The organism is Spirosoma liriopis (assembly GCF_023196085.1).
Taxonomy (GTDB): Bacteria; Bacteroidota; Bacteroidia; order Cytophagales; family Spirosomataceae; genus Spirosoma; species Spirosoma oryzicola.
The window spans coordinates 62,175-84,736 of record NZ_JALPRF010000006.1 but is presented as its reverse complement, the minus strand read 5'-3'; the positions used below and the strand labels follow the sequence as shown (position 1 = coordinate 84,736).

General features: G+C 48.5%; 19 protein-coding genes. 15 read left to right on the top strand and 4 right to left on the bottom strand.

The window, feature by feature from the left end; genetic code table 11:
• The first annotated feature begins 121 nt into the window (after window positions 1-121).
• The 5 genes from M0L20_RS24685 to M0L20_RS24665 all read left to right on the top strand — a co-directional run bounded on the left by M0L20_RS24685 (window position 122) and on the right by M0L20_RS24665 (window position 4,410).
• Window positions 122-1,120: a methylenetetrahydrofolate reductase gene (locus M0L20_RS24685; RefSeq protein WP_248479765.1), complete on the top strand. Its 999-nt coding sequence runs from the start codon at window positions 122-124 to the stop codon at window positions 1,118-1,120.
• A 107-nt stretch (window positions 1,121-1,227) separates the two neighbouring features.
• The gene (locus M0L20_RS24680; RefSeq protein WP_248479764.1) at window positions 1,228-1,923 is read left to right on the top strand and encodes a response regulator transcription factor; all 696 of its coding nucleotides are present in this window, start codon (window positions 1,228-1,230) and stop codon (window positions 1,921-1,923) included.
• The gene (locus tag M0L20_RS24675) at window positions 1,920-3,287 is read left to right on the top strand and encodes a HAMP domain-containing sensor histidine kinase (protein WP_248479763.1); all 1,368 of its coding nucleotides are present in this window, start codon (window positions 1,920-1,922) and stop codon (window positions 3,285-3,287) included. Before M0L20_RS24680 ends, M0L20_RS24675 begins: the two co-directional genes overlap by 4 nt.
• A 246-nt stretch (window positions 3,288-3,533) precedes the next feature.
• The gene (locus tag M0L20_RS24670; protein WP_248479762.1) at window positions 3,534-3,923 is read left to right on the top strand and encodes a hypothetical protein; all 390 of its coding nucleotides are present in this window, start codon (window positions 3,534-3,536) and stop codon (window positions 3,921-3,923) included.
• A 124-nt stretch (window positions 3,924-4,047) separates the two neighbouring features.
• Entirely contained in the window at window positions 4,048-4,410 is a 363-nt protein-coding gene (locus tag M0L20_RS24665) for a TerB family tellurite resistance protein (RefSeq protein WP_232563492.1), read from the top strand.
• Window positions 4,411-4,449: 39 nt separating this feature from the next.
• Here M0L20_RS24665 and M0L20_RS24660 read toward each other — a convergent pair whose 3' ends face one another.
• The 3 genes from M0L20_RS24660 to M0L20_RS24650 form a co-directional block, all read right to left on the bottom strand.
• Complete coding sequence (locus tag M0L20_RS24660; protein ID WP_248479761.1) at window positions 4,450-5,658, bottom strand: sialidase family protein; 1,209 nt, start codon at window positions 5,656-5,658, stop codon at window positions 4,450-4,452.
• A 71-nt stretch (window positions 5,659-5,729) separates the two neighbouring features.
• Entirely contained in the window at window positions 5,730-6,866 is a 1,137-nt protein-coding gene (locus M0L20_RS24655; RefSeq protein ID WP_248479759.1) for an acyltransferase family protein, read from the bottom strand.
• A 437-nt stretch (window positions 6,867-7,303) separates the two neighbouring features.
• Complete coding sequence (locus M0L20_RS24650; protein ID WP_248479758.1) at window positions 7,304-8,269, bottom strand: DUF4886 domain-containing protein; 966 nt, start codon at window positions 8,267-8,269, stop codon at window positions 7,304-7,306.
• Between the two features lie 513 nt (window positions 8,270-8,782).
• On the opposite strand from M0L20_RS24650, the gene M0L20_RS24645 reads away from it, so the two are divergent.
• From M0L20_RS24645 to M0L20_RS24635, 3 genes are read left to right on the top strand one after another with little or no spacing between them, the layout of a single operon-like run.
• Window positions 8,783-12,076 (top strand): SusC/RagA family TonB-linked outer membrane protein, encoded by a 3,294-nt coding sequence (locus M0L20_RS24645; RefSeq protein ID WP_248479757.1) that lies wholly within the window; start codon window positions 8,783-8,785, stop codon window positions 12,074-12,076.
• Between the two features lie 23 nt (window positions 12,077-12,099).
• A complete protein-coding gene (locus M0L20_RS24640; RefSeq protein ID WP_248479756.1) occupies window positions 12,100-13,617 on the top strand; it encodes a SusD/RagB family nutrient-binding outer membrane lipoprotein in 1,518 nt (505 codons plus the stop codon).
• Window positions 13,618-13,636: 19 nt separating this feature from the next.
• Window positions 13,637-14,158 (top strand): DUF1735 domain-containing protein, encoded by a 522-nt coding sequence (locus tag M0L20_RS24635; RefSeq protein ID WP_248479755.1) that lies wholly within the window; start codon window positions 13,637-13,639, stop codon window positions 14,156-14,158.
• Window positions 14,159-14,299: 141 nt separating this feature from the next.
• Here the strand turns inward: M0L20_RS24635 and M0L20_RS24630 are convergent, their stop codons facing one another.
• A complete protein-coding gene (locus M0L20_RS24630) occupies window positions 14,300-15,685 on the bottom strand; it encodes a Gfo/Idh/MocA family protein (protein ID WP_248479754.1) in 1,386 nt (461 codons plus the stop codon).
• Between the two features lie 289 nt (window positions 15,686-15,974).
• Between M0L20_RS24630 and M0L20_RS24625 the strand changes: the two genes are divergently transcribed.
• From M0L20_RS24625 to M0L20_RS24595, 7 genes are all read left to right on the top strand, one after another.
• Window positions 15,975-17,966, top strand: a complete 1,992-nt coding sequence (locus tag M0L20_RS24625; protein ID WP_248479753.1) for a T9SS type A sorting domain-containing protein — start codon at window positions 15,975-15,977, stop codon at window positions 17,964-17,966.
• A 353-nt stretch (window positions 17,967-18,319) separates the two neighbouring features.
• Entirely contained in the window at window positions 18,320-19,327 is a 1,008-nt protein-coding gene (locus M0L20_RS24620; protein WP_248479752.1) for a GRP family sugar transporter, read from the top strand.
• A gap of 217 nt (window positions 19,328-19,544) precedes the next feature.
• Window positions 19,545-19,817, top strand: coding sequence for a hypothetical protein (locus tag M0L20_RS24615; RefSeq protein WP_232563337.1), 273 nt, complete (start codon window positions 19,545-19,547; stop codon window positions 19,815-19,817).
• Between the two features lie 62 nt (window positions 19,818-19,879).
• Window positions 19,880-20,557 carry an NUDIX hydrolase gene (locus M0L20_RS24610; RefSeq protein WP_248479750.1) on the top strand — a complete coding sequence of 226 codons (678 nt, stop codon included), beginning with the start codon at window positions 19,880-19,882 and terminating at the stop codon, window positions 20,555-20,557.
• A 231-nt stretch (window positions 20,558-20,788) separates the two neighbouring features.
• Entirely contained in the window at window positions 20,789-21,082 is a 294-nt protein-coding gene (locus tag M0L20_RS24605; protein WP_248479748.1) for a hypothetical protein, read from the top strand.
• A gap of 118 nt (window positions 21,083-21,200) precedes the next feature.
• Complete coding sequence (locus M0L20_RS24600; protein WP_248479746.1) at window positions 21,201-21,689, top strand: ferritin-like domain-containing protein; 489 nt, start codon at window positions 21,201-21,203, stop codon at window positions 21,687-21,689.
• 153 nt (window positions 21,690-21,842) lie between these two features.
• Window positions 21,843-22,343: a DUF2231 domain-containing protein gene (locus M0L20_RS24595; RefSeq protein WP_248479744.1), complete on the top strand. Its 501-nt coding sequence runs from the start codon at window positions 21,843-21,845 to the stop codon at window positions 22,341-22,343.
• Window positions 22,344-22,562: the final 219 nt, after the last annotated feature.

Below are 22,562 nucleotides of genomic sequence, written 5' to 3'. Positions count from 1 at the left end.
CAACGAAAGGCGCCAATGACTGCTACATCACCTGTCTACTGATACGAAATGACTCGTGCCATATAACTGGTAGCCACTATTTTAGACATTCAAGCATAAAGCTCTAGCTCAAGTACCAACAATGTTTCTCGAAAAGATCAAATCCGGTCAGTCAGGTGTGTTGCTGTACGGCATTACGCCCCCCAAAACGAGCACGCTCCCTGAACGCGTCGCTGAGATTGCCCAAAAAACAATTGACCGACTGGCTGTCCTGGACATTGATGGGCTTGTCGTCTATGACGTACAGGATGAGTCGGCTCGCACTACAGAAGAACGGCCCTTTCCTTTTATCAACGCGCTGGACCCGCTTAGCTTTGCTTCTACCTATTTGGGTGAGTTGAGGGTTCCAAAAATAATCTACCGTCCAGCTGGCAAGTTCAGCCCCGAGGAGCTGTCTTATTGGCTGGAAGACCTTCACCAACAGAAATTCTATCCAGTTTTTGTCGGCGTGCCCGCTCCGGATTTTCCCGTAAAAACCAGTCTGTCGGAAGCATACCAGATCTGGAGCAGGCACCAGGAAACCTCCGTCATTGGCGCTGTAACCATTCCCGAACGGCATCAGGTGCTACACGATGAAGATGTCAGAATACTGGATAAAATGAGTTGTGGCGTATCGTACTTCATTTCCCAATGTGTTTTTAATCTTGACTACGCCAAACAGATAATTGACGATCTCGCTCACCGTTGCCGTCAACAGGCTGTCCATCCCCCAACCCTGATTTTCACGCTTACTGCTTGTGGTTCGGCCAAAACGCTTCAGTTTATGGAGTGGCTGGGGATTCATGTACCACTCGAATTGCAGGAAGAGTTAAAGAAATCAGATGATATTCTTCAGAAATCGGTAAAGGTGTGTCTTGATATTGCATCAGCGCTGACCGATTACTGCACAGAACATGCCATCCCTTTCGGTTTTAATATCGAAAGTGTTGCTATTCGCAAAGCAGAGATCGAAGCATCGATTTACATGACCAATGAGATCGGTCAACTGCTAAAGGAAAAAGGTATCAGAAAGCCGTTAGCAACTAGCCGTTCGGAAACTGTAGACGATACGCAGGTTTATAGCAAAATCGAGAGTTTATAAAAGCGACTACGGCCTCGAAACGTTCAGGTAGCTTTGCGTCCGGGCCTAAACGAACCTTATTCGAGCGACCGAAGATCAAAATTGAACCCGGCACTAACCCTAGCGATATGACATCAGATTTCCTTGCCCATTTGCTGGTCGTTGAAGATGAATTGAAAGTAGCAACGTTCATCAAAAAAGGCCTTCAAACCCAGTCCTATTCTGTTGAAGTGGCTGCTACGGGTGAGGAAGCCAAAATCCTGTTAGGCAAATCGCACTTTGATCTGATTATTCTGGACGTTAATCTGCCCGATACGACGGGGCTTGAACTGGCCGAATACATCCGCAATAAGCCTAGCCAGGTACCAATTCTCATGCTGACCGCCCTCGATACCATCGCCGATAAGCTGCTGGGTTTTGAGGCCGGGGCTGACGACTACCTGGCCAAACCATTTGACTTTATGGAATTGCTGGCCCGCATAAAAGTGCTGTTGCGCCGGTCAACAACGGTCCAGGAGCCGGGTCGTATCCTGCGTGTAGCTGATCTGGAGCTTGATCTGCACGAACGGGTAGCGCGACGAAATGGGCAAACCATCGAACTAACCGCCCGAGAATATGCCCTGTTGGAGTATCTTATGCGAAATGCCGGACGAGTCGTTTCCAGGGTCGATATTGCCGAGCAGGTATGGGATATCGGCTTTGAGACGGGTACAAACGTGATCGATGTATACGTCAGTTACTTACGCGCTAAAATCGACAAAGATTCACCTTCCAAGCTTATTCATACCTTAATTGGAATGGGCTACGTGTTAAAAGAAAAATGAGCCTGCGCACCCGACTGACCCTGCTATTTACGGCTATTGTTTCTCTTTTGCTGGCCCTGTTCTGCGGATTCCTGTATCAACTGGCGGAAGGCTACCGGGAGCGCCAATTTCAGGAGCGCCTGCGGGCGGAAGCTTCAACTGCAGGCCAGCTGTTACTGAGCCAGGAACGAATAGATCCGGCCCTGTACAAAGTACTGGACAAGAATCACCTGACCGTATTGCCCGAGGAAGAAATCATTATCTATAATTCACGCAATCGGCTGGTGTACGAAAGTGGAACGGATTACCTTACGATTACGCCTAATCACCTCGATCAGATCCGGCAGGACCGGCAGGTAGCCTGGCGGGAGTCAAATCGGCAGATTGTGGGTATCTTATTTACCAACCACCAGCTGCCGTTTGTCATTGTTGCCTCCGCAGTCGATAGCTATGGACAGCGCACCGTAGCAAATTTAGGTCAATTGCTTGGACTGGGCTGGTGTGTTATGATCGGCCTAACCGGATTAGCTGGCTGGTTTTTTGCCGGACGCATGCTTAGGCCCATTAGTCAGATTAATCAGCAAATTGACAATATCACCGTTTCCAATCTTTCACTACGCTTATCAGAAGGGTCTCACCGGGATGAAATAAACCAGTTGGCCCAGCGATTCAACCGAATGCTGAATCGGCTTGAAGAAGCGTTCCGATTACAGCGTTCATTCGTGTCAAGTGCTTCTCACGAGCTACGAACACCCCTGACGGCTATTACGGGACAGGTAGAAGTAGCGTTACTGGCGGACGATGAACCGGAAGAACTACGCGCGACCCTCCGTTCCATTCTGGAGGATGTGCGCGGCTTAAATCGAATGGTGAACGGGTTGCTGTCGCTGGCCAACGCCAGTGTGGATATTTCGACCGTACCGATGGGTTTGGTGCAACTGGATACCTTACTGGATCAAATTCGCCTGGAGTTGAAACGGATTCAACCGGAATACACAATCGATCTACGCATCGACTCTCCGAATATGCCAGTCTCCCCAGCAACGTGGCAACTCAAAGGCAATGAAACCTTGCTGCGAACGGCCATTCTTAATTTGCTGGATAATGGAGGAAAGTTTTCGCCCGACCATACGGTGCAGGTGCAGCTATCCAGGCGGGGGGCGACGATTTGCGTGACGGTTCATAATACCGGTTCCGTTATCGACCAGGATCAACAAACCCTTATTTTTAATCCTTTTCAACGGGGACGTAATGCCGGTAGCCAGCCTGGGCATGGCATCGGCCTGGCGCTCACAGAGCGTATTATCCGACTTCACCAGGGCCAGATCCAGGTTGACTCATCGGCCGAAGCAGGCACAACCTTTACGGTTATTTTACCTCACTAACGCATACCCATTTCGTTTGTCTGTTCTCAACAGCGTACCCGCTGATCGGGTCATCGTCGTTCCCCTTGGTCGGTTAATTTACGGGTATGCGGTTGTTTGCCGTGCATATTTTGCATTTCTAATCCCGTTCTAATGCGGCTCTAACAGGAGCCTAACACGGGGGTGCGACCTTTGTCATGTCAATCAGGCAATGATTCAAACATACTTGTTTTAAGCCTGGCTGATCAAACAAAAATGACAAAAGCCATGAAAACATACCTCGTTATTACCGCCCTGAGTATCCTTACCATCCTGAGTGCCTCGGCGCAGGATGACTCCAAGCTGCGACGTGACGTAACGTACTCAACTCATAACTACAAGCATCCCAACAAAGCTGCGACTGCCCGTCAGTGGGCCGCAAAAAAAGGGATTGCCGTGAACGCCCCTACGCTGAATCAGGGACCCGCAGTTAGTTACAAACATCAGGCTCCAGGTGCCAAGCCGGTTGGTGGCATGGTTGTACCGCACACGCCTGAATCAGACGTAGCTCTTCGAAATTATAAAATTCAGCGGGGTCGCGAGTCACGACCAGCTGCTACGGATTCGGAGGTAACGGCTGGTGTACACCAAAAGCAACCAAGTACCAGTGGAAACTAACGCTATCGGCTAAGCCAGCATAGGCTTGACAAAGGTAAGTTGAACGTTGACGGACGAATGAAGCAGTTTGCTAGCCATTCCGTCCGTCAGCGTATATTTTTACTCTTTTCCCTTCTCCCTTATTATGTATTCACCCGATGTAGCACTGGGCTTAGGTAGCCTGGTTTATGCCTTATCTTGTTTAGAGGGAAGGCCTCACAAAGAAGAAATTATAGTAGCCAAAGCCCTCTTGGTTAGAGAACCTCACGGCTCATTGGCGCTCAATGGTTATTTCCTGCGCGAGAATGCAGGGGAATCCGCTGAAGAAGCCTATGCCTTCGGTATGCGTCGGCTGGTGAGCCGACAAACCGAATTGACGGATAAGCTAAAAAAACGGTTTGTCACGCTACTACTCCGCGTGGCTCGGGCGCACAAAGGTATTTCGGCGAACGAGTGGCTGTTTATTCGACGGTTTAGACGTGATTTGCAACAACTTCAGACTGGTTAAAGCGTAGACGTCATCCACGTTCATTAGCAGCCGTCAACATCAGCGAACCAAATCTTGGTACGGTATACTGACGTAGGTAATCATTGTGTAATCATCTTTCTCGTACAAAACGCCAACCTTACCATCCTGCTGTACAACCAGGTCTGAGTACGCAGCCGAGCCATTATAAATTTCTTTTCCTGCCGACCAGCTTTTCCCATCGTCTTGACTAGCGCGGATGGTTAATTTCTCGCGTTTCGTCTGGCTGTTCAGATTGCTGAAAAGCAACACGGTCTGTTTGTTAGCGGTGTAATAATTGATCATACTACCCTGACAAATTGGGTCTGGTAAATCACTGGCGATTGTCACCCGGTCCCAGGTTTTGCCCGCGTTGGTTGAGAAGGACAACAATCGATTTTTAACGTCACCAGACTGATTGCGGCTGTTCATCAGCAAGCTACCCGTTGAGGTTTCGGCGGCAGTACTTTCGTTACCACCGGGGTAGCTTACGGTTGCTGACAGCTTCCAGGTTTTGCCGTGGTCATCGGAGTAAAATCCATGCGCCCGGTAATCGCGGAACTGAGGTTGTTCCCTCCCCTCCGAATGATTCGCGGCAACAAACAGCCTACCTTTATAACGCCCATTCTGCATTTGAAGCGCGTGGCCTGGCGTATTGGCATATGATCGCCAATCGTCCGGAAACGCAAAACTCGCGTTGATCTCCGGCTTATTCGGACGGTTAACGGAGATTGTGATGTTCACAGGTTCTGACCAGGTCTGACCGCCGTTGGTGCTGGTTTTGTACCATACTTCCCGAATGGCTTTTCCATCTCGTACATCTTTCTCCGAAGCTATGCCGGTATTATAAATCATAAATAGCCGTCCGTTAGGAAAACGGCTGTCGGTTAGGTCGAAAACGGGGGCAGGATTTCCGGCCTGCGCAAGTCCATAATCAGCGACAATGCGCACTGGGCTCCAGCTTTGACCATTATCACGGCTGGTTTTGAGCACAATGTCTACATCACCAAAATCTCCGCAGTCTGATTTGCGGCCTTCCGCGAAGGCTAGCAATTCGCCCGAGGGGGCTTTCACAATTGCTGGAATCCGGTAGCACGTATAGCCATCTTCTCCATTCTTAAACACGACAGTTTCAGCTGCATGAGCACCCGTTGATACGGATCTTGTTGCCACCGACTGAGTACTGGTGGGAATGGGCCTGATTAATCCACAGACTGCCAGACCCAGACAAGTAAAGAGGGAATAAAACATAAAGGGTTAGCTTCAGGCGCTGGAAATGATTTTCCAACTGGTTACGTTTGGCGTTATAAGATCGTACTAAGTCATAGCAATACACTTCTCTTCTTAATAGTCATCTTTCTTCGCAACCAGGCTCTCACTGGTTCGTCATACCACGTTAAACTCACATAAGCTAACCCGATAGCGCCTGAAAACGTGAGGAGGGCATAGGGCCAGGCTTGCTCTAGGGTGATGCCTTTATGATTGCTTACCCAGGCCACATAAAAATAAACCAATACATAATGCGTCATGTACAAAGGATAAGAGAGCTTACCCAGAAACTGACAAAGTTTAACTTCCCACTGCGTATGCACCACACCACTAGCCCCGATATAAACTATGAGTGGAAAGACAAAGATGATGCAAAAAGCTTCGTACAAACCATTCATCCACAGATGGTCTGCACCGCCAATTCGTGGCATCAGCAAAACAATTGCAACCAGCAGGGCACTCCACAAAAAAGCATTTTTAATATAGGTAGGCCGCCAGACCCGCGACAGCAGCAGACCCGCAAAAAATGGAAACAGTGTGCGTGTTATTCCGATGCGCATGTGTTCAGCGTTGAGTGTCCAGCCACCCGTAACGTCGCCGTTGGGATTCGTAACCGCAAAATGCAAAAGCAAAGCACCTGACAGTACGACAAAATAAGCCAGTGCTTTATTCGATAGCTTGCGTAAACCTAAGGCATACAAAATATTAGCGATGTACTCGAAAAATAACGACCAGCCTACGCTGTTAAGCGGATGCATCTCTTGCCAGCCGCGTATATCCATCGAAAGAGGTACGGGTATGAGCGTATAGCCGATTAGCATAACGACGATCAGTTTCCAGACAGGAACGGTATGGATAAGCGGCCATATCGTTGAGTCAGTAAAATAGAAGCCTATAGCACCTAGCGTCATGCCCAGTACTACGAGTGGCTGCAACCGCTCGATCCGGCGAAATAGAAAGCCGCCAACCGTTAATTTGTCCCATCGGTCGTCGTAGGCATACCCAATCACAAAACCGGAAAGAAGGAAAAAAAAGTCAACGGCCAGATAACCGTGATTCACTACATTGTCAAGGCGGCTGCTGGCTAGCGGTTCGGCCAGGTGGAAGAATACGACGATGATAGCGGCTACCCCCCGCAATCCATCTAAGAGTTGATAATGCGGCTTTGTACCCAGTTTGTCCTGGCTCATAAATGGCAGAAAAATGGGTCAATATACGTTGGCATGGCCTGAATACACATGGTCTTGAACTTTTATTCCCCTAAGTCATCACCGCTTCTGGAAGTACGGTGTCTGTTCTGAAAGCAACAACCTGCTCATAAGCCATCTATATCGAGTTCTAACCGGCTGAATGCATCTTAGAAAGTCTATAGATAGATTGCTGGTCTACTATCAACGGATGATATTGTTGCAAAAGAGAAGCAGACAAGTTTAGCTTGTCCAAGAGAATTATAAGGTGAGTTCTGTAGTACAAAAAAAGCCCCACTGGTAGATCAATGGGGCTGTGAGAAGCATAACTCTTTACTAACGGATGCGCAGACCTTTTATTGTGCGCTATGAAACACAACGCGGTTTATTTTTCTCTTTTTTTTGACGTATATGGGTTATGCTGGGAACACACCGATCTTTTAGTTAACAGCGATCCATCGATGGGCTGATTCTTTCTTCTCTTTACGAACCGTGGTCCAGGCAACTTTTCGTAACTGCTTGGCAAAGTTAGCATCCACTCCTGGGGGCGTGTAGCGCAAAGCAGCGGGAGATTCGTTATACAGAAAGCTGTACCAGACCAGCGATCCTAGATAACAACCGGCATCATTAGCGTGATGCGAATCGAACCCTAGTTTATCGTTGTTCCAGTAATAGCCAACATGCAACGAGTACGTTTGATTGGGTAGGACCGGCGGTTGTAAATGCTGGGCTTCAACGTTTCCTGCGCCCTGAAAACCCCATTTTCTGCTAGAGGTAATTCGCCAAAATGCGTCACCGTTAGGAATGACCGGCGTACTTAACTCGTCGGCAACCGTATGGTAAGCGGCCCTGGATTTTTGCCACATCTGCTCCGCGTTTTTAGCTGAATCTCCCTTCGCAATTCGACTGAAATCTTTTGAATCAACGCGGTATGCCCATGTTTGGTGAAAAACTACAGTGGCCTTTGGCTGAAGATTTTTTACGTAATCATACAGTTTACGGGCATAGGGCTGATACGTTTCTAGGTCACCGGATAGAATTGATGCCTGCTGGATGGTGATAACATCCCACGTTCCTTCCGATAAAAGCATCTTAAGCGACTTTCCTCCGTAGGGTTTTCCTTTGGGATCATTGGAATCTTTTTCCGCAGCTTCAGCGTGGTCCCAATGCCGTTGTAACGAACTACCGCCAATCTCGGCGCGTCCAATTATCAATTGGTGTCCACCTTCCTGACTTAATTGAGGCAAGTATTTTGACGCATTCTGTGAAAAGCTGTTGCCAATCATAAAGAGGTGAAGAGGCTTCTGACGGCTTTGAATAGGGGAGTGGGCAAAAGCCGTGTGAACGAGTAAAAAATAGACAAACAACAATGTTGTCCTTCGGCTTACAGATCGAAAATTATGCATGCTACTAGTCAGTGGAATAAAACAGTAATAATCATATAGAGGGGCAACAGCAATGGATTTACTGTGCCAATATACTTTTTAAATTCTCTCCAAGTGTGGGAGAGAATTAGAGATTATAAAATAGTCTGCGGATTCGATGGGATATACGATGATCTGGGAATTTGTATAGCTATCTGGCATTCGACAAAACATTTTATGCCACGCCCGGTTCGGCCTGTACTATCGTGCATTTTGTGAACGCATACTGGTGTCCTATCTATCTATCAAACTGTCTGGTTATACCAGAAACGAAAAGGAAAAAGTCTTAATAAGCTACCCCGTTAGCACGGGAATACTATAATCTATCAGATAAATCAGATCGACTAACTTTTCACTTATACCCCAAATCCAGACAAGTCATTTCGCACTTAAAATACTAACAGTAAGATTCTTACAAGTCAAGAGATTTGCATTCTGCGGTCGCAGAAGCAACGGTTCGTTTACATACAGTTTTTATTTTTTCCTTCAACTATTATGAGAAAAGTTCTAATCGTCAATTGGTTAGTGTTACAATTCATGTGTCTGTGCCTTTTTGCGCAGGAAGCGGCTGTTACCGGTCGCGTAACGTCCTCCGATGATGGTTCGGCCTTACCAGGTGTGAGTGTGGTGGTCAAAGGAACAAGTCGCGGAACAACGACCGACGTCGATGGAAATTATCGCATCAGTGTAGAGCCCAACACAACCTTGACGTTTTCGTTTGTTGGTTTCAAGACGCAGGATGTGGCTATTGGCAATCGCAGAACGGTTAATGTGGTGCTGGCTGCGGATGCTTCGACGCTAAACGAAGTCGTGGTAACTGGTTTCGGTATCCAGCGGACTGAACGTGAAATTGGTACCTCGGTGGCTCGTATCAACAGCGCTCAAATTAACCAGGCGGCCCCCGTCAACGTGGCCAATGGTCTAACGGCTAAAGTGTCCGGTCTTCAGATCAACACGACTAATAATGCGGTGGGAGCCGGTGTCCGCCTGACACTGCGTGGCAATCGCTCGTTTTTAGGCAACAACCAGGCCCTGTTGATCGTCGATGGGGTCATTTCCGACATTAATTTTTTAACAGCGATCAACCCCAATGACATTGAAAGCACTACCGTTCTGAAAGGTCCCAGCGCGGCAGCCTTGTACGGGTCGGATGCTTCAAACGGTGCGCTTATCATCACAACAAAACGCGGCACTCAGAATAACAAGCCTCAGATCACGTACACGAACAATACGCAGTTTGAAAGTATCTCTTACATGCCTGGACTACAGACCCAGTTCGGGGCCAACGGTGGCGAAGGCGCTCCTTATTATGATCGAAACTACCGCCGGCTGTACGTTCCCTACGAAAACCAGCAGTTTGGCCCCGCTTTCGACGGCTCAATGCAACCACTCGGCTACGGAGTTCAGGTGCGGGATGCAAACGGTAACGTACGGCTTGATACACTGATGGTTCCCTTTTCAGCACCCGGTAAAGACCCGCGCCGGGCCTTTTTCAACACGGGTGTCACTGAGCAGAATGACATTTCGTACCGAATCGGTGATGCACAAAACTACTTCGGTCTGAGCTTGCAACGTGTTAATCAGAAAGGGGTAGTGCCAAACGACAAATACCAGCGAACCACTATCGGGATTCGGGGAGGCCGCTCCGTAAACAAGATCACGACAAATGCGAGCGCTCAATTTGCCTATCAAACCATTAATACGGAAAATGGAGACTTTAATCAAAACCGGCCCGTGTATTGGAATGTGCTGAACCAGCAACCGCAGGCTCCGCTCAACAGTTATCCGCTCAACGATATAACGTCTCCGTTCGGCGATGTCAACGGTTTTTACAATGCCTACTACCCCAACCCTTATTGGCAAATTACGGGTAATAACTCACGCCGAATAACCAATCTGTATACCCTCCAGGGTTCCGCTGATGCCGCATATCAGGCTACCAGTTGGCTAAATGTGCTTTACCGAATTGGTGGACAGATCTACAACTCGCAGTTAAAAGCGTACATCGCTGATGTAACGTTTTCGGAATACGCTACCGGTGACCCTTGGGAAGCGGGTAACATTGCTTCGTCGGCGGGTGGGCATACAAACGCGACGGTTCAGGATGCGACGCAGCTTAGAACTCGCTTTACGGGCGATCTGCTCGTCACGCTGAATCCCAAATTTGGTGATTTTACAACAAGACTGATTCTGGGTCAGCAAACCCGTCAGGAATACAGTCGATCAACGTATGATTATGCCGGAGCGTTGGTTGTGCCGGGTACTTACAACATTGCTAACCGGTTAGGCAACCCAACGGTATCGGAATATAGCAGTCAGAATCGTCTCCTCGGTGTATTTGGCGACCTGACGATTGGCTACAAGGACTTTGCGTTTATTCACGCTACGGGTCGCAACGACTGGACTTCCTTACTGGCTCCCAGCAATCGCTCTTTCTTCTACCCGAGTGTCGACGCTTCGGTTGTGCTGACGGAGGCTATACCCTCGTTGAAAAACAGTTCAGTACTCAGTTACGCTAAAGTTCGGGGGGGCGTAGCCCGAGTCGGGCAGGTAAACGTAGTACCCTACCAGTTGCAGAATGTGTTTAATCCCGGCACTGGATTTCCCTTTGGGGGACAAGCAGGCTTTGGCCAAAGTACGCAGCAGAATGATCCGAACCTGAAACCGGAATTTACCACGAGCGCCGAAGTTGGACTGGAAGTTGGTTTGTTCGATCGCTTCAACGTCGAAGCCGTCTATTATAACACGACAACGACGAACCAGACGGTACCCATCGACGTATCGCGGGCAACGGGTTATGCATCGGCTTTGGTGAACACGGGTACGATGAAAAACCACGGTATCGAATTGGATTTACGCACCATCAGACCGCTGGTTAACGCCGGAAACTTTACCTGGGATCTCAACACGAACTTTACATACCTGGAAAGTCTGGTAACGGACGTGTATCAGAATTTGCCCCGAATCAATATTCCGTACGGCACTGATCCTTATCGGCCAAACCTGACGCCTACCGCATCGAATGTCTTTGCGGCAAAAGGATTTGCTTATCCGGCCCTGTATGTAAGCGATGTTCAACGCGTTCAGACAACGGACCCAACCGCAGCCAACTATGACCCGACAGGGCAGTTTGCCGGTCGGCCCGTGGTCGATGCAACTGGCTATCCAATCCTTGATCCTAATCTCCGGTATGCCGGAACAACGCAGCCTAAATACCGATTTGGCTTAACAAACACGTTCAAATACAAAGGCTTGACCCTATCTGCGGTCGTCGAATATCGGGGGGGAGCCGTCATTTATAATGCAATCGGTAACGCACTGGAATTTACGGGAGCAGGCATCCGGTCTGTTTATGCAGGACGACAAAATTTCGTATTCCCCAACTCCGTTGTTGTTGCCGGTCAGAATTCAGACGGTACGACTCAATATGCGAACAACACCAACGTAACCACGCGGGACGGCAACTTGGTTTTCTGGACAAACTCGGGTTATCACAACGCAGGGTACAGCTACGTGACAAGCGCCGACTTCTGGAAACTGCGCGAGGTAGTACTGAGCTACAATATTCCCACGTCGATCCTGGGCTATACCAAATTCATTAAATCCTTGAACGTCGCGCTGACGGGTCGAAATTTAATTATGCTTCGCCCAAAAACAAACGTGTTCACCGACCCCGAATTTTCGGGTGGATCGAACGCCAACGACAACAGCAACGCGGTCGGAACGACGACCGAGTACCAGACACCACCAACGCGGTTTTACGGGTTCCGACTCAGCTTTGGCTTTTAATCATCTCCTTTTCGTCAAAAACTATGCGACTTATAAAATACATAAAGGCAGGCTTATGTGCCAGTCTGTTTATGGCCGTAGTTGGCTGCAACGACTACCTAGACATAAACAATAATCCCAACCAGGTGACGACAGCCACTCCTCAGTTGGCTTTACCCAGCGCGCTGGCGACTACCGGCTGGTATCTGTCCGGAAATGTACCACCAGGAAGTGGCACTACAGCCAATACTAATTTTTACTTCCTGAATCTATGGATGGGCTATTGGAACTGGAGCGGAAACTATTCCATCGCCACTTCTGACAAAAACTACCAGTTTACGCAGGGATTTAACAACAGTATCTGGTCCAGCGCTTATTTAAACTTGAGTAACTACAATTATATTGAGAATCAGGCAACAACGTTGAATCAGCCTATTTTGCGGGGTATGGCTAAAATTATGAAAGCACTGCATTTTCATATTCTGGTCGATACCTACGGTGATGTTCCTTACCGCTCGGCGTTACAGGGGACAACCAACATTCTGCCTAGTTACGAAAGTGGTCAGGTGATCTACGAAGACCTGTTTAAACAGATCGACTCAGCAATGGTCTTTCTGAACAACAGCGAAGGCACGCTTAATCCGGGAGCCAACGACATTATGTTCGGAGGTGATGTTTCGAAATGGCTTAAATTCGGCAATACGTTAAAGCTGCGGATGTTGCTGCGCCAGTCGGAGAAGCCAGAACGTGCCCAGTTTATTCAAAGCCAATTAGCCATTATCAATGCATCAGGCTACGGATTTCTGGGACCTCGCGAGAATGCAAGCGTAAATCCAGGTTATTCGAATTCGCAGAATCAGCAAAATCCACTTTACGGCGCTTTTTACGCGATCAATGGCAACCCAACAACGCTTAATAACCAGTACAAGGGTAATCTCTACGGTATCACATTTTATCAGCAGACAAATGACCCTCGACTGAACGCTTACTACAGACCCGTAGCCGGGACAACCAGCCAGTTTAACGGTACGTATTTCGGCACTACTGATCCGTTGGTAAACAGCCAGGTTTCTGATATTGGACCGGGCGTTCTGCAAAACGTCAGTCAGTCTTCACCGGTTTTACAATCGCACGAAAGCTTATTTATGCAGTCAGAAGCTGCGCAGCGGGGCTGGATCCAGGGCGATCCCAAAGCGCTGTACCAATCGGCAATTACGGAATCGTTTCTCAACGTGGGCCGAACGGCCGCAGAGGCCACTACCTATTATGCTCAGCCGGGCGTTGCTGATGTAAACTGGGAAGCTTCTCCCAATAAGCTGGAAGCTATCATCACTCAGAAATGGGCTTCAGAGAATGGAACAGCACCGTTTGAAGCCTGGTCGGATTACCGTCGTTTAGGCTTGCCGGCAACAATTCCGATTTCGCAGGACCCTAGCACAACGGTACGGCAGATTCCGGTTCGGTTGCTTTACCCAACCAGCGAATACAGCAACAATGCCACCAACGTAGCGGCACAGGGTACAATCAATCAGTTTACCAGCAAGATTTTCTGGATGAAGTAATCGTCAAACGAACCTAACAATGATGAATACCTTAGTAAAGAGCATTATAGCCCTGAGTCTGGCTTTGAGTCTGACTTCATGCCTCAAAGATGACGAACACTTTGTCGATTTTGCCAGCGCTGGCTACGTTGCCGAGATTCCGTATGCAGCTAACCGCAGTGTTCTTAAAACCGTGTCGGTATCAGCCACTAGCCCCGGCACCGTTGCTCCTGTTGACGTAAATATTGCTTCCCCCAATCCGCCAACGCAGGATATTTCGGTAACGATGGCTATCGATCAGGCTGCGTTGACAGCCTACAACACGGCGAATAATACGGCTTATACCCTGCTGCCAGCAACCGCTTTCCAGTTGACAAATCCGACTGTAACAGTCGCTGCGGGTCAGCGGATTGCAACGGTAGCTATTAATCTTATCGGCACTCAGATACCGGCGACGGGTGGCCCATACGCGGTTCCAATCAGTATCACGACGGTTCCACAAAATGTAATCATCAGCGCTAATTACCACACGCAGATTCTCGTGATTTCACGGACGCAGTAAAAGCGGATATTTTATACGACAAAGCCCCTCCTGCTTACCGCAGTGAGAGGCTTTGTCGTATAAGTCTATTGTTAACGAGCTACTGACAATTTGAGTTAGCTGAGTGAAGTGTTGACGAATGTAAATGCCTTTTGCTGGCATTTACATCAACTGTGGTTCGGGTCCACGGAAAGGATCAAGTTTTGTGTAAAGCGGTAGTTTGACGGGTCGCCCTTCCTGAGCCGACTGGTAGATAGCCTCCATGATGCGGTGATCCTGTAAGCCTTCTTCTCCGGGTGTAAACGGCTGCTTGTTTTGCTGAATGCAATCCGAGAAGTGGTCCATCTCCGTAGCAAACTGATTTTTTTCCATGATCTCGATTTCATCCCGATGTTCGGTTTGTCCAACGGCGTAAGCCTGCTGCATTTGTAAACCGTTGTAAGCAAATGCGTTCTCGACATTCAACCAACCCCGTTCGGCCAGCACACGATACCGGCGGGACTCATGCGTAAAGTAGTCGGTGCCACAGTTTGCTATAACACCGCTCGGAAATCGCATCTGCCACGACACCAACTCCTCAACTTCCCGAAACAACGGATTGCCGGGAGTGCTGTATTGATAAGCAAATACCTCGGTAGGTTCTTCTCCCAGTAAAAAACGGGCGGTGTTCAAACAGTACAAACCAATATCGGGCAAGGCTCCTCCACCGGCCAGCGCTCTGATGTGTCGCCAATGGTTCGGATTCGCTTCTTGCTGAGCGTTATGCAGTTCTAGATATTTGGGAGCACCGTATAATTTCTGACGGACCTGTTCACGAACATATCGGTTATAAGGTTCGTACTGAATCCGGTACGCAACCATCAGCTTTCGCCCCGCTTTGTTGCACGCGTCGATCATTGCCTGCGCCTGTTCCGAGTTGGCAGCCATTGGTTTTTCGGACAGAATATGCTTGCCTGCCTGCGCCCCCCGGATGGTGTATTCAGCATGCATCGCGTTGGGAAGAACGATGTAAATTACCTGCACCTCCGGATTATCTTTTAATTGATCGTAGGTATCGTAATTGTAGCAGTTTTGGGGTTTAACGCCGTACTGCTGCGCTACTTTCTGAAGCTTTTGTGGATTCCCGCTGACCAACGCTACCAGTTTCGACTTTCTGCATTCGCCAAAAGCAGGCAGAATATTTTCGAGCGACAAATGCCCCAAACCGACGACAGCATAACCAACGCGCGAATCGGGCGGCTGTGGCGAAGGTGTAGGTGGCGTTTGTCGATCAGCATCACCCCGGATGGGTTCGAGCTTGATTGGCTCATCGATCTTAGCCGGTATTTCCACCGGGGGAGAAACAGGTTGAATACGCGGAACTGTGTCAGCCTGAACCTGGGCGGATGGAGTGCTTTTGGGTGGTCGATTTTGACCGTAGGTTGTTAACAAACTCCCCGTTGCCCCGATTGCCAGCGTCCGACCCGTAAATTTTAAAAACTGCTGGCGCGACTGTGGCGACATGGACTCATCAAGCAACGATTTAACTAGTTCTGTAAAGCGATTCATAGGCGCTGTTGCGTTGGTTAGATACTGCTGCTCGATTAACCGCTTCTGCTTTCTATGGTTAAAGACCTTGACCAAAAAGTTAGCCAGGTTCGTCAAACGTTATCCAGTGCCGCTGATGCATGAGCGAACGGTACCGTTACGCATTCCCGTACCCATAAATTCCCTGTAAATCAGACAAGTTTCGCTGTACAACCCCGCCGTTGCCGTTTCATCAGTTTCCAACTGATTTTTTAACCTTAGCCTTGGCACGACGGTCTTACAGAAGCGCTACATTTTTTCACATCAGTCTATGAAAAAACAATACGTTTTGCAGTCCAGCCGCTGGTTGTTGGTGGCATGGGTACTTTGTTCTGGTCATCTTACCCGTGCGCAAACGCAGCAACCCACAATCCAGTGGCAGCGGACCTTCGAAACCAACGATCTGACGAGTATTACGTCGGTTCGGGCTGTTAAAATAAGCCAAGGGGGGTACGGTTTATTATTGGGAAAAAGTGTGGTTTGTCTGTCGGAAACTGGTGATGTCATTTGGAATAAACCCGTACCAGCTACTCAAGAAGACAAATCGGTAATGGCTGTTCCCGTCCGCCAAACAATTGGCATAACGCCAACGCCGGATGGCGGTGTTGCGATACTGGCGCAGGATACGCAAAACCGCTTCTACGTTACCAAACTGAATGCATCTGGTGATCGGTTGTGGTTGCGCATCATTGATCGTGCCGACACGGGCGCAGCTAGTAAATTGACAGATAATTCGTTGATAACTACTCCCGATGGTAGCTTATTAGTAGCTGGTGCTTTTCGTGATCGGTTGTCCTATGTTACGCTGACCCGATTAAACCAGGAGGGTGTTATTTCTGGTCAGTGGCGCATCAACTATACCGATGCCGAACAAGGATCACAACCAGCCATACAGTCCATACTCAATACTGCCGATGGCGGCTATCTATTAGCAGGCAAGACAACAGTTACCGGAACATCGAAAGGGCTGGCCATCAAACTTAACAAGTCCTACCAGATTACCTGGAAAAGCACGTACCCAACGGTTGATTCGCTATCGGCTATCGTGGCTAAACCATCCTCTGACAACACGTACATAGCCATCGGATCGAGCGCGGGCGGAAATGCCCGTTTGCTGACCATTTCACCATTGGGAAAAGAAGACGGTAACCAGATTGCAACCTTTGCGGGATCAACAGCATCCGCCAGGCTAGTTAACAGTGGAACAGGTTATACCATTCTCGATGCAACGGGTGCTCCGGCCAATAATTTTCGGCTGCAAGGCTTCTCTGGTCAACTCGCTCCTGAGTGGACAAAAACCGTAGGCGGCTCTGGTAACGACCTGCCTGCCGACCTGCTGGCTAACAGCGACGGGGGCTACTTAGCTCTGGGAACAACAACATCAACCGATGGCGACGTTACGGGTCGATCCGGTAATACGACAGCGGTTTGGCTTATAAAATTCGGCAGTTCAGCAACGGCGACTACACTTCGTTTAACAGCGCCTACGTATAACTGCCAGACAGGTGCTATCGTGTTTAACACCACGGGCGGTAACGGTACACCGATTCTTTACAGTGCTTCGGGAATCACGCGCGCTACCCTGACAGACAATTTTGGCATTGTAGAACAGGAATTACGTAACGATCCTAAAACGGTCATTATTCAGGCCACGCAAAGCGGACAAACAGTTAATTATGCGTTTGATTTGGCCACTGTTTGTCCAAATGTGCAGCAAGGCAATTCGTCGGCGAGTACGCTTAAGCTTGCTCCGCCTACGTACAACTGTAGTACGGGTGCCATTACATTCCACGCAATCGGTGGCGATGGTTCGCCCATTGAGTTTGCTGCGGCTGGTATCACGAACTGGACAACCAATCCAAATCAACGGGTGGATGCTGAATTACGGACCGCTTACGATGCGAAACCCATAACAATTTTGGCTCGTCAAGGTGATCAGGTAGCCTCCTATGTTTTAGACCTGAAAGCAGCGTGCGCTAGAGCGCGCTTAGCGGCTAACGAACCGTCGGCGGTTCCTTCGGTGGCAATTCTAGGTAACCCTGTTAGCGATCTGTTGACGGTTGAAGTAACAGGTATACAGAAACAATCGCTTGTACTACGGTTAACTGACGACAGAGGACGACTGGTAGAGCAACGGTTGATTGAACAACCAATGACTCGTGAGCAACAAACCTTCGACGTACGAAAACAGGGTCCGGGTATGCTGTTCTTACACACGACCATTAGTGGTCAGCAACAAACGATAAAAGTGATAAAACACTGAGTGTAGGTATGTTTATCAATTATTCACGGGCGCATACTTCGGGATGCGCCTACTTCGTTTAAACGCCCCTAAAATCATCAACAAGTGGCACGTATTGAAGCCTGTAACTATCGGTTCAATCAGGCCAAATCCTCGTTTTTTTAGCTTCTTTGGCAAGGAAGCGGTTTCATAAATGTCAGTTCTGCTGTCTATGACGAAGTTAGCAAGCCATTTGTGACCATTCCAGACAACGCTCATTTACTACTTGCTGGATAGCTTGTTGACAATCAACCCGTATGGCTGGATTGGCGGGCTAACTCTTTTTGACCAATACGGGTGCCTGCCGATTCGCCTGTTTTGCCTTGCAACAGCCTATGTTTACAATTAATGAACCAACAGTAGGTATCGGTTTGTGTTTAGCTACCATGTTCCTCTGGGGCTCCTGGGCAAACGCGCAGAAATTTGTCACGCAGACCTCTCCGCTCTATGTCTTTTATCGCGACTACGTCTACGGTATTCTTCTTGCTTCTCTTATCATTGCGTTTACATTAGGCAGTTTTGGCGACCAGGGCCGTTCGGTGATGGCGGATGTAAAGCAAGCCGAATTGAACTACATACTTATTGCGCTGGCAGGTGGCGTTGTCTTCAACATTGGCAATATGCTACTTACAGTGGGTATGAGCATTGCCGGAATATCCATTGCAATGCCGGTTGGGACGGGCCTATCATTAGCCATTGGTCTGGTTGTCAATTACCTGGCTAAACCAGAGGGTAGTATTCCCTTGCTGGCCATTGGCGGGGGCGCTATTCTAATCGCTATGGTCTTTAGCTCGCTGGCTTATCAATCCAAGCAAAAAGAAGGCGATCAGGATGCTGACAAGAATAGTAACCGGGGCATCTGGATTGCACTGGCTGGCGGTTTAGTTGCCGGGTTTTTCTTTCGTCTTACTTCCGAATCACTGGTAACGGATCTGGACAAACCGGAGTCGGGACTCTTAACACCGTATACGGGCTTAGTCCTTTTTGCGTTAGGCGTCCTCCTGAGTAACCTTCCGGTAGAATACCTGGTCCGGCGGTTTGTTCTTACCGACGAAGACAATCAAGCAACCTACGCTGATACTCCGCTTAATTTGCATCTGGCTGGCATGGGTGGTGGATTAATCTGGGGTGTAGGAATGATAGCACTACTGCTGGGGTCCAAGCAGGCAGGTGATGCGGTTTCCTTCGGACTTAGCCAGGGTGCTACCATCGTCTCGGTACTGTGGGGTTTGTTCGCCTGGCATGAATTTAAAGATGCACCCCCCAAAGCAAATCGCTATCTCTGGCTAATGGGAATCATTTATGCGCTGGGACTTGTCCTTATTGTTCTGGCCCGTTCTTAATTGTTCTGCTTTCGCCGTTCGAAATCATTCTCAAAACCGGATCAAACAGCTCCACGATACAAGTGGTTTGTCCGACTAGACAACCTGATCAACTCAACATTTAAAAAGATAATTTACCATGAAGTACGGGATAATAACTCTCGGGGTCCTTTGTGTCGGTTTGCTCACCGGCTGCGAAACCGGTATTCGCAGACTCGATTTTGAGAGCAAACAATACATGGCAACCTATAACGTGGACTCGACTAAAGGACTTGACAGCACAAACATCGTCACCTTGATTGACTCTAAAGCCATTTATGTTTTCAGCGAAGACGGCAAAGGAATGAGCCATATCCAGACCGGCATGTTATCGAAAGACACGCCCTTTACGTGGAAGGTACAGAACGACAGCATGTTTATTGATAACAAAGAGTATGCCGTTGAACGGCAGGACCGGGGCTTCATTTTCCGATCTGATTCCGTAAAAATGTTTCTAAGTCCGCAACGCTAGTGAATTGACCAGCTGCTAGTCGGCAGGGCTTCTTTTGATTCGACACTTCCTCTTTACCGAAAATGGCTCAACAACTTACCGACGCTTTTAAATACAAAAACTGGCGTGCTCATCTAGAGCAAAACGGAAACAGCGTTAAGAACGTGCAACCGTTGTACGTTCATCATGCACAAAAAGATGGAAACGTTTTGTACGCCTTACTGACGATTGACGCGGACACAACGGAAGGCCAAAAACTGAATCCGATCTGCTTTCTTAAAGGGGATGCCGTTTCGATGCTTGTCGTTCTGATAGCGGAAGAAACAAACGAAAAATACGTCCTTCTGGTCAGGCAACGGCGCATCTGCGACGGCTCTTTTACGTACGAGCATCCAGCCGGAATGATTGATCAGGACGACCCATCGCCGGTTGAAGTTGCCGCCCGCGAATTGGGCGAAGAAGCACAATTGGATGTACAGCCAGCGGAGCTAAAGCCCCTTTTCGATAAGCCACTGTATTCGGCTACGTCAACCAGCGACGAAGCGTTGTATTTCTTTTACCTGGAACGGCGAATGCCTTTAGCCGACGTTCAGGCATTACAGGGTAAATCGACAGGAGAGGAAGACGAAAATGAGCACACAACACTCCATGTTGCCACGTTTCCAGAAGCCCACAAACGCGTAAGCAACATCCACGGTGTAATGAGCCATTTGTTGTATTTACAAAAAGTAGGTGATTACGAAACGATAAAAACATTGTAAGCAGAAAGCATTTCCACTAATGCAATCAGATCAATCGGTTAGACAAATTTGTACCCGTTGATCTGCGTCAGAACGGTCAGGCGCTAGCCTCGAACAATCCTTCCCTTCAACTCCCTTTCGTCATCGTACCGTTGCCTTATTTATCTCATCTATTGCGCAATCGACTCTAGCAACGATTGTTATGAGTGGAAGCGTGTCGACACGCACACGCCTTTCAAACCAACTCAACCCATGAAAACGATACGGATAGCGATCCTTCTGCTTGCACTGGCAGGAAGCGGAAAAGTACGGGCACAGGCAGGTGGAAACTTAAGCGATCATGCTTCGCCAAACAGTAAAGCGCGGACAGGTAGTACGAGGACAAAACCGTCGCAGCAAAAAAACGCGTCTACGGACAAGTCAACCCGCCAGATGGGAAACAACTCAGGCAGTAGTACAACGTCAAGCCAGGGCAATATCAACCGAGGAAATAAATCCGGTACCAAGCCAGCTAGTACGTCCTCAAAATCGCCCAAGAACAATTAACGCTCATGTACATACGCACATTGGGGCTGCACCAAATCCTTACTAGTTGCTACGCCTGTATGCAATTTACGGATGCAGCCTGACGGCGCGAGTTATAACTACAAACAAAGTAGTATACATGAAAACCTTACAGAAATTTATGGAGCACACGATCCAGGATCTGTACTCCGCCGAAAACCAAATCCTTGAAGCGCTACCGCAGCTTATGGAACATGCGCAGAACGATCAACTGCGGCAGGCATTTCAATTGCATCAACAACAAACCGAGAAACAAGTAGAAAGGCTCGAACAAATTGCCCAGCAGATGGGCATTGATCCAGACGGCGAAACCTGTTTGGCCATGCAGGGCATTATCGAAGAAGCGCAGGACCTGCTGGCCCAACTCGAAGATGGTCAGGTTGCCGATGCTGCTATAATCGGTGCTGCTCAAAAAGTTGAACACTATGAAATTGCCGCGTATGGTACGGCCCGAACATTAGCACAACAGGCAGGTCAGGATCAGATTGCCGATTTACTCGAACAAACCCTTAGCGAGGAAAAAGAAACAGATGAGAAGCTTACGACCATTGCAACTAGTCAGGTCAATCAAAAAGCGGCTCAGTCCTGAGAATAGTCACAAGCCCTAATAGTTACACACTGACATAAGACACGTATAGTCGATTAACGCACAGATCACTCCTGTGGTAGTCGACTATACGTATGTAAGCCTATATAGGAAGATAATCAACCCGGTTATTCACAAATAATCAACCCAACGACTATGGAAAGTAAATTCAAAGTGGCGCGTCATCCTGCCCACCCCATTCTTATTGTTTTTCCGCTAGGCTTATTGTCTACTTCTGTGATTTTTGATGTAGTTTACTTATTAACGGATCGCCCGGTTATGTCTGTTGTCGCTTTTTGGATGAGCGTCGCGGGTATCATCGGTGGGTTTGTCGCTGCTGTTCCGGGCCTTGTTGACTGGCTGGCAATTCCATCGGGTACGAGAGCCAAGCAGGTTGGCGCTGTTCACGGCCTGGGTAATGTCGTCGTGTTGGTTTTATTTATTCTCAGTTGGTTACTGCGACGCGACGAACCAAGCAACATTCCGTCTACATTGGCGCTGGTCTGTTCGTTTGCTGGATTTGGTCTGGCGGGTATTACCGGCTGGTTGGGAACGGAGTTAGTCTACCGCTTGGGCATGGGCGTTTATGATGGAGCGCATCTTAATGCGCCTAACTCTTTATCGGGTCGTCCAACAAGCGAAGTTCAGACGCCATGATCGAATCAACTACCGTGTACAGTGATTCACCCAGCCAGTAGTCAGGCAAATAACCAGCCAGAAGATACAGGTTCAACCCTTATTTCTTATGGCTGCAATATATCTGTTCCTCGAGCCATTATAGCCATTTGTTTCTGTTCAATTGGCTGTTTACAAACTGCGTTCGCTGGGCTTCACTAGACGACTGATCTCTACTAATTTTTCTAAAAAGCGAGAATA

Excerpts from the sequence above, each read along its gene's own strand:
- M0L20_RS24635 (WP_248479755.1), top strand. The coding sequence starts at position 13,637 with ATGATGAATACCTTAGTAAAGAGCATTATAGCCCTGAGTCTGGCTTTG.
- M0L20_RS24655 (WP_248479759.1), bottom strand. The coding sequence starts at position 6,866 with ATGAGCCAGGACAAACTGGGTACAAAGCCGCATTATCAACTCTTAGAT.
- M0L20_RS24685 (WP_248479765.1), top strand. The coding sequence starts at position 122 with ATGTTTCTCGAAAAGATCAAATCCGGTCAGTCAGGTGTGTTGCTGTAC.
- M0L20_RS24595 (WP_248479744.1), top strand. The coding sequence starts at position 21,843 with ATGGAAAGTAAATTCAAAGTGGCGCGTCATCCTGCCCACCCCATTCTT.
- M0L20_RS24645 (WP_248479757.1), top strand. The coding sequence starts at position 8,783 with ATGAGAAAAGTTCTAATCGTCAATTGGTTAGTGTTACAATTCATGTGT.
- M0L20_RS24650 (WP_248479758.1), bottom strand. The coding sequence starts at position 8,269 with ATGCATAATTTTCGATCTGTAAGCCGAAGGACAACATTGTTGTTTGTC.
- M0L20_RS24665 (WP_232563492.1), top strand. The coding sequence starts at position 4,048 with ATGTATTCACCCGATGTAGCACTGGGCTTAGGTAGCCTGGTTTATGCC.
- M0L20_RS24670 (WP_248479762.1), top strand. The coding sequence starts at position 3,534 with ATGAAAACATACCTCGTTATTACCGCCCTGAGTATCCTTACCATCCTG.
- M0L20_RS24675 (WP_248479763.1), top strand. The coding sequence starts at position 1,920 with ATGAGCCTGCGCACCCGACTGACCCTGCTATTTACGGCTATTGTTTCT.
- M0L20_RS24660 (WP_248479761.1), bottom strand. The coding sequence starts at position 5,658 with ATGTTTTATTCCCTCTTTACTTGTCTGGGTCTGGCAGTCTGTGGATTA.
- M0L20_RS24620 (WP_248479752.1), top strand. The coding sequence starts at position 18,320 with ATGTTTACAATTAATGAACCAACAGTAGGTATCGGTTTGTGTTTAGCT.
- M0L20_RS24600 (WP_248479746.1), top strand. The coding sequence starts at position 21,201 with ATGAAAACCTTACAGAAATTTATGGAGCACACGATCCAGGATCTGTAC.
- M0L20_RS24610 (WP_248479750.1), top strand. The coding sequence starts at position 19,880 with ATGGCTCAACAACTTACCGACGCTTTTAAATACAAAAACTGGCGTGCT.
- M0L20_RS24615 (WP_232563337.1), top strand. The coding sequence starts at position 19,545 with ATGGCAACCTATAACGTGGACTCGACTAAAGGACTTGACAGCACAAAC.
- M0L20_RS24605 (WP_248479748.1), top strand. The coding sequence starts at position 20,789 with ATGAAAACGATACGGATAGCGATCCTTCTGCTTGCACTGGCAGGAAGC.
- M0L20_RS24625 (WP_248479753.1), top strand. The coding sequence starts at position 15,975 with ATGAAAAAACAATACGTTTTGCAGTCCAGCCGCTGGTTGTTGGTGGCA.
- M0L20_RS24630 (WP_248479754.1), bottom strand. The coding sequence starts at position 15,685 with ATGAATCGCTTTACAGAACTAGTTAAATCGTTGCTTGATGAGTCCATG.
- M0L20_RS24640 (WP_248479756.1), top strand. The coding sequence starts at position 12,100 with ATGCGACTTATAAAATACATAAAGGCAGGCTTATGTGCCAGTCTGTTT.
- M0L20_RS24680 (WP_248479764.1), top strand. The coding sequence starts at position 1,228 with ATGACATCAGATTTCCTTGCCCATTTGCTGGTCGTTGAAGATGAATTG.